We start from the raw sequence: 16,899 nt of genomic DNA on the forward strand, positions 1-16,899 counted from the left end.
CAGCCGTGCGTGAGAGACCCCCTCCGGTGCCGGACCGGGACTCGGCGGAATGGTGGGGGCGCCTGGCCCGGCGCGAGTTCGCCGTCCAGCGCTGCGACTCCTGCGACACGCCCCGCTTCCCGCCCAGGGCCTTCTGTCCCGCCTGCCACCGCGAGGGCGCGCACTGGGAGGCGATCGAGCCGGTGGGCACGGTGGAGAGCTGGATCGTCAACCATCAGGCCTTCACTCCGGGGGGCACTCCAGGGGGCGCGGAACCGTACGTCGTGGTGATGGTGCGGCTCGCGGCCGTGCCGCGCTGCTTGGTCCACGGCAACTGGCGCGGTGACCGGGAGCCCCAGGGTGGGCAGGCCGTGCGGGGGGTCTACACGCCGCTGAGCGACGGACTGGTGCTGCTGGACTGGCGGCCGGCCGCGCGGTGAGCAGGGCCGGCAGGAACGCGCGCCCTGGCGGGCGTGGGGGACCCGCCAGGACGCGCTTCCCCCGTGTGCGGCGACACCAGGACTCCGGCGAGGGATGGAGTCCTAGGTCGCGTGGTCGCACACGGAGATGGTGGGGGAGTGGGCCTCTCGTGCGGACTCCCGGGTCGGCGGGCTTGGTTGATGTGGACGAATCCCGTGCGACGCACCGCGTAACGCAGTAAACGTGTTGCTTCGCAGGGGCTGTCCCAGGGCAGGTACGGCGTACCCACGCGGTCCGGCGCCACCGGCCCTCACCCCCTCACCGGCCTTTCGATGGATTTGTACCAACGAATGGATGATGCGGCCGACTATGCCGTCCGGTCAAGGGGTGATGGCCTGCTAGAACCAGATCGTCTAAATTGTTGGAACAAAAGGGGTGAAAGTGGCAAGGTCGGTGCTGTATCAGCAGGTGGCTTCGGAGCTACGAAGGGCCATCTACTCCGGCGTACTCGGCCCCGGAGCGCAGCTGCCGACTGAGGCGCAACTCATGGAAGACCATGGGGTGAGCAGGAACACCGTCAGGTTGGCCCTCGGTGAGCTGGTGAATGAGGGGCTTGTCACACGCACTCCGCGACGCGGCACGGTGGTCAGGGACCGCCGGCCGCTGCTCATGTATCCCCAGCGGGAGCTGGAACCGCAACCCACCGGGGAGCTGCGGGAGGCCTTCGCGTTCGCCGTCACGCAGGAGGGCCGCGCCCCCAGCCAGTACATCGAGGTGCTGACCGTCTCTCCGGTCGAGGAGATCGCCAGCAGGCTGGAGCTGGCCGACGGGCAGCTCGCGGTGGTGCGGCGCCGCCTGAGGTTCGTGGACGGCCAGCCGTACAACACCAACGACTCCTATTTCCCCCGGGACCTGGTGGCCGATTCCGAGATCGCGCGTCCCGGCGACATCGAGCGCGGCGCCAACCGGGTGCTGGAGGAGCTGGGGCACGGGCAGGTCCGCGTGGTGGACGACATCTGGGCGCGGATGCCCAATCAGGAAGAGGCCGAGCGGCTCCAGTTGGAGCTTGGTACACCGGTTGTGGTTTATGTCCGAGTCGGATACGACGTGGATGACATGCCGGTGCGCGTTGCGGTGTCGGTGCTGCCTGCCGACAAACATCTGATCAGATACGAGCTCGACCGCCGCTGACCGAGCTCGGTTGGGGGTGATCCGCCCGCCGCGGCACAGCGAGCTTGCACTCTCGCTGGGCGCGGGGAGTCGTGCACGCTCCCCTAACGGCGATTTATCCGCATATATCGGACTATTTGCATTTATCGGGCTATTTGCCTTATTGGGTTCGCGTCCCATGATGCCATCACTCACCGTATCCAACTCAACGCACAGAGCGACGAAAGGTGAACCATGCACGCCAACACCCTGCTCAGACCGCTGACACTCCGAAGGGCCGAGCCCGACGACCTCGCGGGCGTCCTCACCCTCCTGTCCGACACCGCCGAGTGGCTGTATTCGCGGGGCGTCCGCCAGTGGCCCCGCGACGGCTTCGGCCCCGAGCGCATCGAGCCCCTCATCGAGGAGCGGGTGCTGTACCTCCTGGAGGACGAGCTCCGCTACTTCAGCCCCGGCGAGCCGGCCCCTCCGGTCGCCACGATCGCCCTCGACCGCCACGCGGACGCGGAGTTCTGGACCCTGGACGACGCCCCCCACGCGGCCCTGTACGTCCACAAGCTGGCCGTGGGGCGTTCCTGGTCGGGCGTCGGGCTGGGAGACGCTCTGCTGGACTGGGCGGGCCGCACCGCCTACGACGCCGGGCTGCCGTGGCTGCGGCTCGACTGCGCCAAGGGCAACCCCCGCCTGCAGGGCTACTACCGCAGCCGGGGGTTCCGCCACCTGCGGACGGTCGACCTGCCCCACCGGGCCTCCGGCGCGCTCTTCCAGCGCCCGGCGAGGGACGTGGCGATCACGGAGTTCCGTGATCTCACCTTCGCGGAGCTGATCAGTGCCTGATCCGGTCCCTGCGCCTCCGGGTTCCGGGCCCGGATCGTGGCCTGCTCGGCGGATCTTCTTCGCCGTCTCGGGCGAAAAGGTGCAGAAGGCCATATAACCTCTGCTGCATGACCGGATCCCTCCTTGAGGTGATCGCGCTGAACGTGCGCGACGCCGTCGCCGCGGAACAGGGCGGCGCCGACCGCCTGGAGGTCGTCGCCGACATGGCGGCCGACGGGCTGACCCCGGCGCCGGAGACGGTCGCGGCGATCGCCGCGGAGTGCCCGCTGCCGCAGATGGTGATGTTGCGCGGCCACGCCGGGTTCACCGCCGACGCCGACGAGCTGGACCGGCTGCGGCGAGACGCCAGGGCGCTGGCACAGGCGGGGGCGGCCGGGTTCGTGTTCGGCTTCCTCGACGAGGCCGGAGCGGTGGACCTGGCCGCCACCGAGGCGCTCATCCACGGCGTGTCGCCGCTGCCGTGGACGTTCCACCGCGCTGTCGACCACGCGGCCGACGTGCAGGCGTCCTGGCGGGCCGTGCGCCTGCTGCCCAACCTGGCGACCGTCCTCACCTCCGGCTCGCCCAAGGGCGTCGCCGACGGCCTGGCGATCCTGAAGGGCCGTACGGACGCGGGCGACGGCTCCATCATCCTGGCGGGCGGCGGCCTCAAGCCCGACCACGTGCCGGATCTGCTCGACTACGGCGTCCGCGCCTTCCACGTCGGCTCCGCCGTCCGGCCCGGCTGGTCGGAGCCGGTCGACTCCCGCCTCGTCCGCCGCTGGCGCGCCCTGATCGAACGCGACTGACCGTACGCCGGCCGTACGCGAGACGAAAGGTCAGCCGAGGGCCGAGTCCGCTCTGTGGAGGGCCGCCGCGAGGGTTCTGATCGTCGCGGGCTCGTCCAGCACGCCGCCCCCGGCCGCCCGGCGCTCCTCCCAGGCGCGCACCCGGTCCCGGTAGGAGTCGTAGCGCGCCAGATGGAAGGCGTAGACGGTGGCGAAGCGGCTCACCAGGTGCGAGGGGTGCATGTCCCAGCCCTGGTGGAAGCCGTGCGCGAGCGAGTGCCTGACCAGCTCGGCGTGCCGCCGCCACAGGGCACGTACGTCCTCGGCCGAGCCGGAGGCGGGGGAGGCGGCGAGCGAGCCGTCGGACAGCTCGACCCCGGTGCCCGCGAACGCCGTCCGCATCACGTGCCTGGCGTGGTCGCAGGCGGGATGGTCGAGCCGCTGCTCGTGCGGCGGCAGCCCGATCGCCGCGGTGTAGTCGAACACCCCGAAGTGGGCGGCGGCCAGCCGTCCGCCGAGCGTCTCGGCCAGGTCCCCGCGCAGGAACAGCACCGTCTGCGGCGCCTCCACCTGGATCTCGAACCGCAGCCTTCGCCCCAGCCCGAGCCCTTCCTCCAGTCGCTGTAGAAATGCCGCGAACTGGGTCAAATAGGACTCCATGATGACCTTGGGGAACGTGACGGTGAATCCGGCGGGCAACTCACCGGCCCGCTCCACCAGCCCGGTGACGAACCCGTCCAGGGTCCGCAGGGAGCGCGCCGGGTCGCCGTCGGCGAACGACTTCACCCGCAGCCCCCATCGGCGCGGCAGCGTCCCCGACTCGCGCATCCCGGCCAGCGCCTCGACCGCCCGCTCGACGTGGCCGTCCTCCTCGTCCGGCCGCACGCCGTACCCGTCCTCGAAGTCCACCCGCAGGTCCTCGACCGGCTCGGTGGCGAGCTTGCGCAGGACCCTGTCGTGGACGGCGGTCGCCAGGACGGCGGGCAGCCCGAAGACCTCGGCGAGCTCGCCCGGCCCGGACAGGTGGGCCTTGGCCAGGGCCAGCGCCTCGTCACCCCACGCGGCGACCGTGCCCGCGCCGAACCGGTCGGCCGGCACGTAGACGGTGTGCACCGGCTGCCAAGCGGGGCCCGTCTCGGGGTAGCGGGCCCGCTGGGTCGCGTGGACCGCCTCGAAGCCGTCGACGTGGTGACTCGTGGTGACGCGCATGGGTTCCCTTCGCGGATCAGGGGCGGCAGGCTCGCAGCATGGCCTCCAGGCCGACGAGCTTGACCCGCTCGCCGCGGCCCAGCGTCCTGGCGAGCTCGGCCTCCGCGGCCTCGATGGCCTGCCACTCCGCGTACGTCACCGGGTGCACGCCCCGCTCGGCCAGCAGCGCGTCGACGGACGCGCTCGGACGCCCCGCGCCGGAAGGGCCCGACAGGTCGGACAGGAGGGTGCGGACCGTCTCGGCGGCGTCGGACTTGTTGGTGCCGATCACGCCCGTGGGGCCACGTTTGAGCCAGCCCGCGACGTATTCGCGCTCCCGCACCCGGCCGGCCTCGTTCGGCACGGTCATCGTCTCCCGCGAGAACGGCACGCCCGGCAGCGGGACGCTCTGGTAGCCGACCGAGCGCAGCACCATGCCGACGGGCAGGGTCTCGAACTCGCCGGTGCCCACCACCCGGCCCTCCTCCGACAGCCGGGTGCGTTCGAGCTTGAGCCCCTCCACCCGTTCGGCGCCCAGGATCTCCACCGGGCGCAGCCAGAAGCGCACGTCCAGCCGGCGTGGCCGGCCGACGGGCTCGCGGTCGGACCAGGAGCGCAGCACCTCGATGTTGCCCCGGATCTGCCGGGGGAAGTCGGCGCCCAGCACCACGGCCTCCTCCGGGCGCACGCAGACGTCGGCGTTGGTCAGGTCGCCGAGCTCGCGCAGCTCCTTGAGGGTGAACTTGGCGTGCTCGGGGCCGCGCCGGCCGATCATGTGGATGGCCTTGACCTGGCTGTCCGCCAGGCGTTCGAGCACGTCGTGCGGCACGTCGGTGGAGCTCAGCTCCTCGGCGGTCTTGGCCAGCACGCGGACCACGTCGACGGCGACGTTGCCGACGCCGATCACGGCCACCTCCGGGCTGTCCAGCGTGAACCTCGACGGGTCCACGTCCGGGTGACCGCAGTACCAGTTGACGAAGTCGGTTGCGGCGACGCTGCCCGGCAGGTCCTCGCCCGGGATGCCGAGCTTCCTGTCGACCATCGCGCCGGTGGCGTAGACGACGGCGTCGTAACAGCGCAGCAGGTCCTCGACCGACAGGTGCTCGCCCAGCGTCACGCCGCCGAGGAAGCGCACCTCGGGCAGCTCCAGGACCCGGCGCAGGTAGCCGGCGATGGACTTGATCGACGTGTGGTCGGGCGCCACGCCGTATCTGACCAGCCCGTACGGGGTCGGCAGCCGTTCGAGGACGTCCACTTCGACGGGCCCGGCCGACTGTTTCACCAGGGCTTCGGCCGTGTAGATCCCAGCGGGTCCGGACCCGATGACCGCCACGCGCAACGTCACGTCGTCTCCCTATGCCGGTCGTTGTCCACTTCACCAGGTGCAACGGGTCGGCGTGATCGATCTATCCCCGAACGCCCACACGGATTTTCACCGAATGCCGCCCGATCATCCTTTTTTCTAGATTTTTCTGGTTTTTCCGACATATCCGGTTATCGTGGCCCGGCTCTGTACCGATACTCCTCCAGACCCGCCGGGCACTCAAGGACGCCTAGGTCTGCCGGGCGAGCCGTTCGCGCAGCGCGGGTTTGTCGATCTTGCCGTTGACGTTCGTCGGGAGCGCGTCCACCACGACGATCCGCTTGGGCACCTTGTAACCGGACATGTTGGCCCGTGCCCAGGCACGCAGCGCCTCCGGATCGGTGGTGATCCCCGGCCTGGTCACCACGTAGGCGACGCCCGCCTCGCCGGAGACCGGATCGGGCACGCCGACCACGGCGGCCTGGGCGAGCGAGCCTTCGAGCAACAGCAGCGACTCCACCTCAGCGGGTGAGACGTTGAACCCGTTGACGATATAGAGCTCTTTCTTCCGGTCGACAATCACCAAATTTCCGGATTTATCGAGAGTGCCGATGTCTCCGGTGTGGAGCCAGCCGTCCTTGTCCACGGCCTCGGCGGTCCGGTCCGGATCGTCCCAGTAACCGCGCATCACCCCGTACCCCCGCTGCAGGATCTCCCCACGCTCCCCGGGGGCCACCTCCAGGCCGCAGTCGTCCACGATGCGCACCTCGATGCCCGGCACCGGCCGGCCGGTGGTGGACGCGATCACCTCGACCGGGTCACCGGCCCTGGTCATGGAGACGACCGTGCCCTCCATCAGGCCGTACGCGTTGATCATGCGCGTCAGCCCGACCCGCTCCACCAGCCGGGTGATCAGCGCGGGAGGGACGGCGGCGGCGCCGCAGATGGCCACCCGCAGCGACGACACGTCCCAGTCGCCCTTGTCCAGCTCGTCCAGCAGCCGGTGGAAGAGCGTCGGCGGCCCGGCCAGGACGCTCGCCCGCCCCTCGGAGATCAGCGACATCAGCGCGCCCGGCGCGAACACCCGGATCGGCATCATCGCCGCCCGCCGCAGCACGCAGGCGACCAGCCCCGCGTTCAGCCCGAACCCGTGGCTGAACGGCGCGATCACCGGATAGCGGTCGTGCTCGTCCAGCGTGACGATCTCCGACCAGTCCCAGTAGCCGCGCAGCACCTGCGCGTGATCCAGCATCACCCCCTTGGGCGTGCCGGTGGTGCCGGAGGTGGACATGATCTCGCACAGCTCATCGGGCCGTACGGCGAGCGCCCGCTCCTCGCCGACCCGCTCCTCGACCTCCGCCCCCCGCGCCCGCAGCTCCGAGTGGCCTGTACACGGGAGGCGCGTGAGCGGCTCCGCCCGCTGCTCCCGATCGGGCACGACCAGGTGCCGCAGGCCCGGCAGCGGTGGCAGGAGGCCGGCCAGGGGCGTGCGGTCGGGGCCGTCGCCGGTGATCAGGATCCGCGCCCCGGTCTTCCGGATCAGCGCGGCGGCCTCGATCCCCTTGTACCGGGGGGAGAGCGGCACGAGCACCGCGCCCGCGTCCCAGACGGCGAAGGCGTGCACCGCCCAGGAGGGATCGTTCACCCCCCACAGAGCCACCCGGTCACCCGGCCGCACCCCGAGCGCGATCAGCCCGCGCGCGGTGACCGCCGCCGCCGCGCGCAGCTCGGCCATGGTCATCGGGGTGTCCCCGTCGACGATCACGATGCTGCGGGGATGGCGTGCGGCCTGGTCACGCAGCATGCGCGGCAGCGTCCCCCAAGCCGGCATCGTTCCCGCCGCCGTCGCCACCTCCGCCGCTTCCGGCACCGCCGATGCCTCGGATGTCACCGATCCTGTCGATCCCGTGGGTTGCACCGTCACGCCTCCGATCGGGTCACACCGGGGGGCTCAGGTGAGCAGCGCCCGGTCGCGGCCGAGGTGCTGGCCGCGTAGATCGTTCACCAGGCCGGGCCGGGCCACCTCGGCCGCCTCGGGCGCGATGTCCACGCCGATCGCGACGGGTGTCAGCGCCCGCAGCGCCTCCCGGATCCGGGACTGCCACATCGGGTTCGCGACCAGGCTCTGCCGGCCGAACGTCACCGTGAGCACCGCCGAGTCGAGCGTGCCCGCCCGGCTGATCGTCAGCTCCCACCCGGACACCCCGTCGATCTTGGACAGCGCCTTCTCCAGGCGGGGCAGCGAGACCCACACGCCTCGCACCAGCACGTGCTCACCCACGGTGTGCTCAGGGGCGGGCAGCCCGCCGGAGGCGCTCGGGTCAGCCGCCACCTGCCCGGTCCGCAGCACGGCGTCGCCCAGCGTGGAGTGCCCGGCGGCCGTGATCACCAGCTCGGCGGGGCCGGTGCCCACGTACGGCTCGTCCTTGTCCAGCGCCGCCAGCCCGAGCACGCCGTCCGCGACGGGCGTCAGCGGGTCCTCCTCCGAGGTCCGCCACGCCAGCGCGCCGCCGCTGAACGGACTGGAGTACGCCTCCGACACCGCCGCCCCGAACTCGCCGGCCAGGTGACGCATCGTCCGCTTGGAGGCGATCTCGCCGGTCAGCACGATGTGCCCCAGCCCCAGGTCGAGCGGGTCGAGGAGGAACTCCAGATGCAGCCTGGCCAGGAAGTCCATGACCCCGGTGGGCGTGGCGACGAGCGTGGTGGCCCTCAGCGTGGTCAGCGCGTGGTGCAGCCGCATCCGGCCCCGGGGCCCGACCGACGCGCCGGCCGCCGCCACGTCCGCCGCCGCCGACGCCCAGAGCGAGCCGGCCGGCTCGGCCAGCGCCACGACCACCCGATCGGCCGCGCCGACCCCCACGGCCGCCAGCGCCTCACCTGTCATCCGTACGCAGGCCGTACGGTCGGCGGGGCCGAGCGGGAAGACGCTGGACAGATCCGGTGCGACGAGCAGGAGCCCGGAGGCGGAGCCGCCGGTCGCGCCGAGATCGTGGCGGGTCAGCCAGCGGGCCGGCATCAACGCATCACCTCGTCCATGAACAGGGTCATCGACGCGCACACCTGGTCGTGCGCCAGCCCGCCCACCTGCGCCTGGAGGATCAGGTCGGTGACGCCGGCCTCTGCGACGCGGGCCAGCGCCTTGCGCGAGCCCTCCGCGTCGTCCACCACGACCATCAGGTGCTCGCGCAGCACGGCCATCGACTCCTCGGGCGGCATCCCGGCCGCGAGCTGGCCGAGGACCCGGTGGGTCGCGTGCCGGGCGTCGTAGTAGTCCGGCGGGGTGACGAGGTTGACCTGGCGGCGGATGTACCACAGGACCGCGTCGGCGGCCGTCGCGTTGGCCTGCTCGCGGGTGGGGGCGACGAACCAGGGGATCATCAGCGCCACCCGCCGGGTGCCGGGGTCGAAGCCGCTGTCGGCCAGCGCCTCCCGGTAGCGGGCGATGTCCTCGGCCACCTCGTCGATGCCCTTGAGCATCGTCATGCCGAGCAGGTTGTAGCCGTGCCTGGCGGCGGCCAGGTAGCCCTCCAGGGAGGTGGAGGCCACCCAGACAGGAGGGTGGGGCCGTTGCGCGGGACGCGGGTAGACCGCCACGTCCGGGATCTCGAAGAACTCGTTGGAGCGGCTGACCGGCTCCCCGTCGGCCCGCCAGATGGCCAGCGTCGCCTCCAGGGAGTCCTCCCAGATCTGCCGTGACTTCTCGAAGGGCCGCTGGAAGGCCTGGTACTCCAGCGGGGAGGCGCCCCGACCGGTCCCGAACTCCACTCTTCCGCCGCTGAGCACGTCCAGCGTGGCGACCCGTTCGGCGGTGCGGATGGGCGACTGGAACGGCAGCAGCACCACGCCGAGCCCCAGGTGGATGCGCTCGGTGCGCTGGGAGATGGCGGCGAGCACCAGGTCGGGCGCGGAGGAGTGGGAGAAGCCGCGGGTGAAGTGGTGCTCGACGAACCAGGCCGTGTCGTAGCCCAGCCGATCGCCCAGCACGACCTGGTCGATCACGTTCTGGAACGCCCGCTGTTCGACCTCGCGGGTGCGCCCGCGTACCTCCAGTTCGTAGCCCAGGCTGATCCGTAGGGCCGTCATCGCGCCTCCGCCGAAGTCTGTGAACCAAGCGCTCGCTTGGTTGAGCGTACCAGCAGCCACCACTTGCGGGAAGGGCGCTGTCACGATCAAAGTGGATCCTCGTGAGGCGAAAGCACGCGCTACGGCGGCCGAAGGACGGGACGAACCCGGACGATCACTCGCTCGCCAGTGCCTGCCGCTACGAGGCGTTCGGCCGGGTGATGGCGGCGCTCGCGACCAAGGCGGAGTTCATCGAGTCGTGCCGCGACCTGACCTGGTGGCCCGGGCCCGACGAGAGCTGGCACATCGAGTGGCGCGACGGCCCCTTCGCCTCCGAGGTGGCGGCGCTGCTCGCCCGGCACCCGCACGCCACCGGTCGCGTCGTGACCGCCGACGACGTCTCCGCCGTGCTGGAGGTGAGGGGCGTCCGCTTCGAGTTGCGCGCCGTCGACCCGATGGGCCGGACCGAAGTGCGGTCCCGGCCGCACTTCTGGCGCCTGGCCGAGGCGCTCGACACCACCCGCCGCACCACCGCCCGCCACCCCTGGGAAGAACTCCTCGGCGGCTGACGCCTTCCCTAAGGTTGTCCCGAAATTTGCCTTTTTTGTACGGCCACATACCCTGACAACGGTCGTCTTTAGGCACGGATGGCCTGGGGATGGACATGGGTAAGAGCACAATGGAGTACGTGGATCTCGCCGAGTTCGATCGGCGGCAACGAGGCATCGAGCGCCATGTGCTGGCCGCTTCTCTCGGCGGGCTGGCCATCGGTCTCCTCGGCGTGCTCGCCGCGGGCAAGGGCCCCGGATGGTTCGGCCACGTCTACGACCCGTACGCCTATCTGGCGCTGGCGCTGGCCGTCGGGGCCAGCGCGTCCGGCTTCGGCTGGGCGCTGCTGACCACGTTCCTGGCCGCGGTGGCCACGCTGGCCGCGGCCGTGGGCGGCGGCGTCATCGGCGGCGCCTCCCGCTTCCACCTGATCGGCGGCAGCGTCGCCGTGCTCAACTGGACGCTCGCGCTGCTGATCGGCATCGGCTTGCTGGCCTACGTCACCCGCAGGAGCGACCGGTGGGGCGACTACGCGGCCGGCGTCATCGGCGCGGCCCTGCTCGCCGACGTCGTGGACCGGGCCACTCCCGGCTTCATCGGCGGCGAGCGGTCCTTCTGGCCGCTGCCCGCCCTGCTGATCGGCGCGGTGGCCGTCGCCGTGGTGATCGCACTGCGCGGGAGCGCTGGGGCCCGGATCAGGGCGCTGGCGTGCACCGTGCTGCTGACAGGGCTGTTCGCCGCTTGGATCACCGTCGCCGGATAAGCACGCGCCGAGGGTGTCTCCGAGTCGATAGCCTGTAATCCTTCACATCAGGCCCGAGCAAGGAGTAGCCGTGTTGCTGCGCATGTCGTCGTTGTTTCTTCGCACCCTGCGGGACGACCCGGCAGACGCGGAAGTGCCGAGCCACAAGCTCCTCGTTCGCGCCGGCTACGTCCGCCGCGTCGCGCCCGGCATCTACTCGTGGCTGCCCCTCGGCAAGATGGTGCTGGAGAACGTCGCCCGCGTCGTCCGCGAGGAGATGAACCGGATGGGCGGCCAGGAAGTGCTCTTCCCCGCCCTGCTGCCCCGCGAGTACTACGAGGCCACCGGCCGCTGGACCGAGTACGGCGACACGCTGTTCCGGCTGCGTGACCGCAAGGGCGCCGACTACCTTCTCGGCCCCACCCACGAGGAGCTCTTCACCGACATGGTCAAGGGCGAATACTCCTCCTACAAGGACTATCCGGTCACGCTCTACCAGATCCAGACCAAGTACCGCGACGAGGCGAGGCCCCGGGCGGGCATCCTGCGTGGCCGCGAGTTCCTGATGAAGGACTCCTACTCCTTCGACCTCGACGACGACGGCCTCAAGCGCTCCTACGAGGCGCACCGCGAGACCTACATCAAGACGTTCGACCGGCTGGGCATCACTTACAAGATCGTGTTCGCCACGTCGGGCGCGATGGGCGGCTCGGCCTCGGAGGAGTTCCTGGCCCCCACACCCACCGGCGAGGACACGTTCGTGGCCTGCCGCTCCTGCGGCTACGCCGCCAACGCCGAGGCCGTCACCACGCCCGCCCCCGCCGCCCGCGCGCTCGACGGCCTGCCGGAGCAGCGGGTCCTCGACACCCCCGGCACCCCGACGATCGACTCGCTGGTGTCCTACGTCAACGAGCACCACGGCCTGTCCGTCACCGCCGCCGACACGCTGAAGAACGTCGTCGTCAAGGTCGCCACCCCCGGGTCCAAGAAGGTCGAGACCCTGGTCATCGGCGTTCCGGGGGACCGCGAGGTCGACTTCAAGCGCCTGGAGGCCGCGCTGGCCCCCGGCGAGCCCGCCATCTTCGAGGCCGAGGACTTCGCCAAGCATCCCGGCCTCGTGCGCGGCTACATCGGCCCGCAGGTGCTGCGAGACCTCGGCATCCGCTACCTCGTCGACCCCCGCGTGGCCACCGGCACCTCCTGGGTGACGGGCGCCAACGAGCCCGGCAAGCACGCCGCGCACGTCGTGGCCGGCCGTGACTTCGAGCCCGACGGCACCATCGAGGCCGCCGAGGTGCGCGCCGGTGACGCCTGCCCGCGCTGCGGCGCGGAGCTGTCCATCGACCGCGGCATCGAGATCGGCCACATCTTCCAGCTCGGCCGCAAGTACGCCGACGTCGCCGGCCTCGACGCGCTGGGCCCCGACGGCAAGCCGATCCGCATCACGATGGGCTCCTACGGCGTGGGCGTCTCCCGCGCCGTGGCGGTCATCGCCGAGCAGGCCCACGACGAGCTGGGCCTGGTGTGGCCGCGCGAGATCGCTCCCGCCGACGTCCACATCGTGGGCACCGGCAAGGGCCGCCAGGTGGAGGCCGCCCTGGAGCTGGCCGCCGAGCTGGAGTCCCGTGGGCTGCGCGTCCTGGTGGACGACCGGCGGCAGGTCTCGCCGGGCGTCAAGTTCAAGGACGCCGAGCTGCTCGGCCTGCCCACCATCCTGGTCGTGGGCCGCGGGCTCGACCAGGGCGTGGTGGAGCTGCGCGACCGCGTGTCCGGGGACAAGGGCGAGATTCCGCTGGCAGAGGCGGTCGACCGGGTCGTCGCCGCCTGCGCGGCCTCCTGATCCCCGCACATAGGGGCGATGCACGTACATAAAGGGCGTTAGACAGCGGCTGGTTTGACGGCGCGCTGAGGGGCTGTAAACCTCGGTGCGATGAAGCCACATGTCGAATTGAAAGACTTCTGGGAACGACGCCTGGAGTCCGACTGGACCGAGAGTGGTGTCGGATACAAGGCGCTCGGCCGGGCGTTCAATATCTGGATGTATCGGGTGCGCGCCGAGGGTTTCCGCCGGGAGGCGGCCACCCTCGGCCTGGACCTGCCGAAGGCGCGGGTGCTCGACGTCGGCTCCGGCACCGGCTTCTACGTCCGCCTGTGGCGTGAGCTCGGCGCCGGGTCCGTCACCGGTAGCGACCTCACTGAGGCGGCCGTGGAGCGGCTGCGCGCCCGCTTCCCGAAGTCCTCGTTCCTTCAGCTCGACATCGCCGAGCCCGGCGACGCGCTGGAGCCCGGCTCGTTCGACGCCGTCTCCGCGATGGACATGCTCTTCCACATCACCGACGACGACCGCTACCGCGCGGCCCTGCGCAACATCGGCGAGGCGATCAGGCCGGGCGGCGCCTTCGTGCTGTCGGAGAACTTCCTGCAGCGGCCGGAGGAGCGCTCCGACTACCAGGTCAACCGCACCCTGCCGTGGATCACCAGGGCCCTCGACGAGGCCGGGTTCGACGTGGTGCGCCGCGTCCCCATGCTGGTGCTGATGAACGCCCAGGTCGACGGCCAGCCGCTGTGGCGCAAGCTGTGGGGTGGGCTGCTGCGTGCGGTGACGCTGACCGAGGTGACCGGCTGGCTGGCCGGCGCCGCGCTCTATCCCGTGGAGCGGCGCCTGGTGCGCGTGCTGCGCGAGAGCCCCACGACGGAGTTCATGATCTGCCGCCGCCGCTGACGGCGGGGGCCGGCGTCAGCCGCCGGGGGTCGGGGTCGCCCGCTGGGGCGTGGCCTTCCCCGGCATGCCGGGGAAGGCTGTGGTGATCGCCGGCCTGAAGGAGTAGGAGCGGGTCGCGGCCTCCTGCATCACCAGTGCCGCGTACGCGCGCGTCTCGGCGCCGGCCGCGGCGACCAGCTCCAGGTAGGCGGCCACGATGCCGCTCTCCACGTGGGCCGCGAGCCCGGCGGCGGCCGAGGCGGTCGACGGCACGGACGGCAGCGCGTAGGAGGGGGCCGGCTCGGCGGGCTTGCCGCCGCGCGCGATGATCACCTTGCGCAGCTCGTCCCTGCGGTCACGGTGGGAGTCGTAGGCCCGGGTGATCCGGGCCCGCATTGAGCCGGTGGTCCGCGCGCCGAGCAAGCCGTAGGCGAAGACCGCCGCGTGCTCGGCCGCCAGGGCCTTGCGCAGCCTGTCCACGTCACCGGGCCGCGCGCCCGCCCCGGCCGGCTCGGGGGCCGTGACCGGGGCCAGCGCGTGCATGGCCTCGCAGGCGCCGATGCTGGCGACGAGCTGGGCGAGAGACGGCGAGATGCCGGAGAGCTGGCTCGGGCGCAGCGCCGCCGCCTTGCGTTCGAGGCTGCGCAGGCGAGCCACCGACACCTTGCCGCTCGTGCCGCGGCTCGCCGTGGGGCTGGTGGCGGGGCCTGCGGTGGGGCCGGCAGTGGGGCCGATGGTGGGACTTGCGGCGGCCGTGGGGGCGCCGGACGCCGCTGGACCGGCGGCCACCTTGGGAAAGCGCCTGCGCAGCTCCGCGAGGTGGGACTCGTGCCGGTCCCTGAAGGGGACCAGCCGGTCGCCACCCTTGGCGATCAGCGTGTCGTAGAGGGCGACCGTCTTCGCCTTCTCCGCGATCAGGGTGCGGGCGAGCGCCTCCTCCGGGGAATCGCGCGGCGGCGGCGCCGGGACGTCGCCGGGGGCGCTGCATCCCGCAAGCGCCACGATGACCGCTCCGCCCGCCAGCACGGCTCGCCGGGAGAGGTGTGGCTGGCGCACGAGCAGGGACCTCCAGTGTCACGGACCGCAGATAGCATCGTACGGGCTCACGCCTCCCCTCGCTGTCAGGCGTACCGCAGCACCCGGCAGTCGTTCGCCGAGGTGGCGTTCGCCGCCTCCGGAGCCGAGGCTCGCCGTCCGGGCGTGCCGAGTGTCGCTCTCTGCGTGCCTTCCTACAGATAGGGTGTCAACTGTCGCCGCTGGCTGAGCAGCCATGCGACAGAGAGCCAGAGGCGAGGTCCGCCCGGCTGAGACATGACAATAGGGGAGGTCGATATGGGCAGCGCATCATCCCGCGACCACCTGATGAAGCTCCTTGAGCCTGTGGTCAGCGCGGAGGGCCTCGATCTGGAGGACGTCACCGTCACCCAGGCCGGCAAGAGGCGGTTGCTGCGCGTGATCGTCGATCGTGACGGCGGCGTGAGTCTCGACGACGTGGCGGACGTGAGCCAGGCCGTCTCGGCGGCCCTCGACGACGACGACGCGATGGGCCAGTCGGCCTACACACTCGAGGTGTCCTCGCCGGGCATCGACCGGCCGCTGACCGAGCCCCGCCACTGGCGGCGGGCGGCCAAGCGGCTGGTGAAGGCAGAGCTGCGAGACGGCACGGTGATCGAGGGCCGGGTCCTCGCCGCCGACGACGACGGCGTCGATCTCGACGTCGAAGGAGCCGGGCGACGGCTCGACTATCAGGACCTGACCCGTGGACGGGTGCAGGTGGAGTTCCGCCGCTTCGACGACGTCGACGGCGACGAAGGCTAAGGGGAAGCCTCGTGGACATTGACATGAGCGTCCTGCGCAGCCTTGAGCGGGAGAAGGACATCTCCTTCGACCTGGTCGTCAAGGCCATCGAAGACGCGCTGCTGATCGCCTACTTCCGCACGGAAGGCGCCGCGACCAAGGCACGGGCCGAGCTCGACAAGAGCAGCGGGCACGTGACCATCTGGGCGGCCGAGCTCGACGAGGACGGCGAGATCGTCAGAGAGTACGACGACACGCCTGGAAACTTCAGCAGGATCGCCGCCACCACCGCCAAGCAGGTCATCCTGCAGCAGCTGCGTGACGCCGAGGACGAGATCAACTTCGGGGAGTTCGCCAGCCGCGAGGGCGAGCTGGTCTCCGGAGTCATCCAGCAGGGCAAGGACCCGCGGGTGGTGCTGGTCGACCTCGGCAAGATCGAGGCCGTGCTGCCGGCCCACGAGCAGGTGCCCGGCGAGGACTACGTGCACGGCGAGCGCCTGCGCGCCTATGTGGTGCAGGTGAAGAAGGGTCACAAGGGCCCCTCGGTCACGCTGTCGCGCACGCACCCCGGCCTGGTGAAGAAGCTGTTCGCGCTGGAGGTGCCCGAGATCGCCGACGGCACCGTGGAGATCGCGGCGGTGGCGCGCGAGGCGGGCCACCGCACCAAGATCGCGGTGCGGTCGCGCAGGCCGGGCGTCAACGCCAAGGGCGCCTGCATCGGCCCGATGGGCTCGCGGGTGCGCAACGTGATGACCGAGCTGCACGGCGAGAAGATCGACATCATCGACTGGTCGGAGGACCCGGGCGACTTCGTGGGGAATGCCCTGTCGCCCGCACGTGTTTCTCACGTGGAGGTCCTCGATCTCGAAGGACGGGTGGCGCGAGTGATCGTGCCCGACTACCAGCTCTCCCTGGCCATCGGCAAGGAAGGGCAGAATGCCCGGCTTGCCGCCCGGCTGACGGGCTGGCGCATCGACATCCGTCCGGATACTCAGGCCGAGGACGCCGCCGGTTCCGTAGATGCGTCGACACGGTAAGCTGGAATATGGTTGCCACGCGGCCCCACAGCGCACCTGTGTGGGCTGCAGGGTCCGCACGGCTAAGTCCGAGCTGCTCCGGTTGGTGCGGGTCGAGGACCAGGTGGTCCCTGACCTGCGAGGACGGCTTCCTGGCCGGGGTGCATCGCTGCATCCGACCGTGAGCTGTCTAGAGCTTGCCGAGCGTCGCCGAGCACTCCCGCGCGCGTTTCGCGTGCCGGGGCCGCTTGACGTATCGCGGGTGCGAGCCCACCTAGAAGGAGAACCACGAAATGTCATGTAGGACGCCGAGTTGATGGGGCGGAGTCAGATTGCTATGAGCGCCTGATGAGCACGCGGCGATG

17 protein-coding genes are annotated in these 16,899 nt (G+C 71.1%); 11 read left to right on the forward strand and 6 right to left on the reverse strand.

The window, feature by feature from the left end; genetic code table 11:
• Nucleotides 1–5 precede the first annotated feature (5 nt).
• From ACIBQX_RS26810 to ACIBQX_RS26825, 4 genes are all read left to right on the forward strand, one after another.
• Nucleotides 6–419: a Zn-ribbon domain-containing OB-fold protein gene (locus tag ACIBQX_RS26810; RefSeq protein ID WP_397009090.1), complete on the forward strand. Its 414-nt coding sequence runs from the start codon at nt 6–8 to the stop codon at nt 417–419.
• A 448-nt stretch (nt 420–867) separates the two neighbouring features.
• On the forward strand, nt 868–1,590 hold the full coding sequence (locus ACIBQX_RS26815) for a GntR family transcriptional regulator (protein WP_397009796.1): 723 nt from the start codon (nt 868–870) through the stop codon (nt 1,588–1,590).
• Between the two features lie 213 nt (nt 1,591–1,803).
• On the forward strand, nt 1,804–2,406 hold the full coding sequence (locus ACIBQX_RS26820) for a GNAT family N-acetyltransferase (RefSeq protein WP_397009092.1): 603 nt from the start codon (nt 1,804–1,806) through the stop codon (nt 2,404–2,406).
• A 107-nt stretch (nt 2,407–2,513) separates the two neighbouring features.
• Nucleotides 2,514–3,194 carry a copper homeostasis protein CutC gene (locus ACIBQX_RS26825; RefSeq protein ID WP_397009094.1) on the forward strand — a complete coding sequence of 227 codons (681 nt, stop codon included), beginning with the start codon at nt 2,514–2,516 and terminating at the stop codon, nt 3,192–3,194.
• A 30-nt stretch (nt 3,195–3,224) separates the two neighbouring features.
• On the opposite strand, the gene ACIBQX_RS26830 is transcribed toward ACIBQX_RS26825, so the two are convergent.
• From ACIBQX_RS26830 to ACIBQX_RS26850, 5 genes are all read right to left on the reverse strand, one after another.
• Entirely contained in the window at nt 3,225–4,382 is a 1,158-nt protein-coding gene (locus ACIBQX_RS26830) for a DUF6986 family protein (RefSeq protein WP_397009096.1), read from the reverse strand.
• A 16-nt stretch (nt 4,383–4,398) separates the two neighbouring features.
• Nucleotides 4,399–5,706: an FAD-dependent oxidoreductase gene (locus tag ACIBQX_RS26835; RefSeq protein ID WP_397009098.1), complete on the reverse strand. Its 1,308-nt coding sequence runs from the start codon at nt 5,704–5,706 to the stop codon at nt 4,399–4,401.
• A 208-nt stretch (nt 5,707–5,914) separates the two neighbouring features.
• Nucleotides 5,915–7,555, reverse strand: coding sequence for an AMP-binding protein (locus ACIBQX_RS26840; protein ID WP_397009100.1), 1,641 nt, complete (start codon nt 7,553–7,555; stop codon nt 5,915–5,917).
• A gap of 60 nt (nt 7,556–7,615) precedes the next feature.
• Nucleotides 7,616–8,683: a hypothetical protein gene (locus ACIBQX_RS26845; protein ID WP_397009102.1), complete on the reverse strand. Its 1,068-nt coding sequence runs from the start codon at nt 8,681–8,683 to the stop codon at nt 7,616–7,618.
• A complete protein-coding gene (locus ACIBQX_RS26850; protein ID WP_397009104.1) occupies nt 8,683–9,750 on the reverse strand; it encodes an LLM class flavin-dependent oxidoreductase in 1,068 nt (355 codons plus the stop codon). The genes ACIBQX_RS26845 and ACIBQX_RS26850 overlap by 1 nt, the downstream gene beginning before the upstream one ends.
• Before the next feature lie 101 nt (nt 9,751–9,851).
• Here ACIBQX_RS26850 and ACIBQX_RS26855 point away from each other — a divergent pair, with 101 nt between their 5' ends.
• The 4 genes from ACIBQX_RS26855 (at nt 9,852) to ACIBQX_RS26870 (ending at nt 13,742) form a co-directional block, all read left to right on the forward strand.
• Nucleotides 9,852–10,298: a hypothetical protein gene (locus ACIBQX_RS26855; RefSeq protein ID WP_397009106.1), complete on the forward strand. Its 447-nt coding sequence runs from the start codon at nt 9,852–9,854 to the stop codon at nt 10,296–10,298.
• A 95-nt stretch (nt 10,299–10,393) separates the two neighbouring features.
• A complete protein-coding gene (locus tag ACIBQX_RS26860; protein WP_397009108.1) occupies nt 10,394–11,041 on the forward strand; it encodes a hypothetical protein in 648 nt (215 codons plus the stop codon).
• A 70-nt stretch (nt 11,042–11,111) separates the two neighbouring features.
• Nucleotides 11,112–12,860, forward strand: a complete 1,749-nt coding sequence (locus ACIBQX_RS26865) for a proline--tRNA ligase (RefSeq protein ID WP_397009110.1) — start codon at nt 11,112–11,114, stop codon at nt 12,858–12,860.
• Between the two features lie 90 nt (nt 12,861–12,950).
• Nucleotides 12,951–13,742: a class I SAM-dependent methyltransferase gene (locus ACIBQX_RS26870; protein ID WP_397009112.1), complete on the forward strand. Its 792-nt coding sequence runs from the start codon at nt 12,951–12,953 to the stop codon at nt 13,740–13,742.
• Nucleotides 13,743–13,757: 15 nt separating this feature from the next.
• Here ACIBQX_RS26870 and ACIBQX_RS26875 read toward each other — a convergent pair whose 3' ends face one another.
• Nucleotides 13,758–14,777: a ferritin-like domain-containing protein gene (locus ACIBQX_RS26875; protein ID WP_397009114.1), complete on the reverse strand. Its 1,020-nt coding sequence runs from the start codon at nt 14,775–14,777 to the stop codon at nt 13,758–13,760.
• 276 nt (nt 14,778–15,053) lie between these two features.
• Between ACIBQX_RS26875 and rimP the strand changes: the two genes are divergently transcribed.
• The 3 genes from rimP to ACIBQX_RS26890 are packed head-to-tail and all read left to right on the forward strand — an operon-like array spanning nt 15,054 to nt 16,838.
• The gene (rimP, locus tag ACIBQX_RS26880) at nt 15,054–15,539 is read left to right on the forward strand and encodes a ribosome maturation factor RimP (RefSeq protein ID WP_397009116.1); all 486 of its coding nucleotides are present in this window, start codon (nt 15,054–15,056) and stop codon (nt 15,537–15,539) included.
• Nucleotides 15,540–15,550: 11 nt separating this feature from the next.
• Nucleotides 15,551–16,555 carry a transcription termination factor NusA gene (nusA, locus tag ACIBQX_RS26885; protein WP_397009118.1) on the forward strand — a complete coding sequence of 335 codons (1,005 nt, stop codon included), beginning with the start codon at nt 15,551–15,553 and terminating at the stop codon, nt 16,553–16,555.
• Nucleotides 16,539–16,838: a YlxR family protein gene (locus tag ACIBQX_RS26890; RefSeq protein ID WP_397009120.1), complete on the forward strand. Its 300-nt coding sequence runs from the start codon at nt 16,539–16,541 to the stop codon at nt 16,836–16,838. The genes nusA and ACIBQX_RS26890 overlap by 17 nt, the downstream gene beginning before the upstream one ends.
• The last annotated feature ends 61 nt before the right edge of the window (nt 16,839–16,899 follow it).

Source organism: Nonomuraea sp. NPDC049714, assembly GCF_044465295.1.
GTDB lineage: Bacteria > Actinomycetota > Actinomycetes > Streptosporangiales > Streptosporangiaceae > Nonomuraea.

What these genes read in the sequence shown, in the direction of transcription:
- ACIBQX_RS26820 (WP_397009092.1), top strand. Translation starts at nt 1,804, where the DNA reads ATGCACGCCAACACCCTGCTCAGACCGCTGACACTCCGAAGGGCCGAG.
- ACIBQX_RS26825 (WP_397009094.1), top strand. Translation starts at nt 2,514, where the DNA reads ATGACCGGATCCCTCCTTGAGGTGATCGCGCTGAACGTGCGCGACGCC.
- ACIBQX_RS26890 (WP_397009120.1), top strand. Translation starts at nt 16,539, where the DNA reads ATGCGTCGACACGGTAAGCTGGAATATGGTTGCCACGCGGCCCCACAG.
- ACIBQX_RS26860 (WP_397009108.1), top strand. Translation starts at nt 10,394, where the DNA reads ATGGGTAAGAGCACAATGGAGTACGTGGATCTCGCCGAGTTCGATCGG.
- rimP (WP_397009116.1), top strand. Translation starts at nt 15,054, where the DNA reads ATGGGCAGCGCATCATCCCGCGACCACCTGATGAAGCTCCTTGAGCCT.
- ACIBQX_RS26850 (WP_397009104.1), bottom strand. Translation starts at nt 9,750, where the DNA reads ATGACGGCCCTACGGATCAGCCTGGGCTACGAACTGGAGGTACGCGGG.
- ACIBQX_RS26870 (WP_397009112.1), top strand. Translation starts at nt 12,951, where the DNA reads ATGAAGCCACATGTCGAATTGAAAGACTTCTGGGAACGACGCCTGGAG.
- ACIBQX_RS26830 (WP_397009096.1), bottom strand. Translation starts at nt 4,382, where the DNA reads ATGCGCGTCACCACGAGTCACCACGTCGACGGCTTCGAGGCGGTCCAC.
- ACIBQX_RS26845 (WP_397009102.1), bottom strand. Translation starts at nt 8,683, where the DNA reads ATGCCGGCCCGCTGGCTGACCCGCCACGATCTCGGCGCGACCGGCGGC.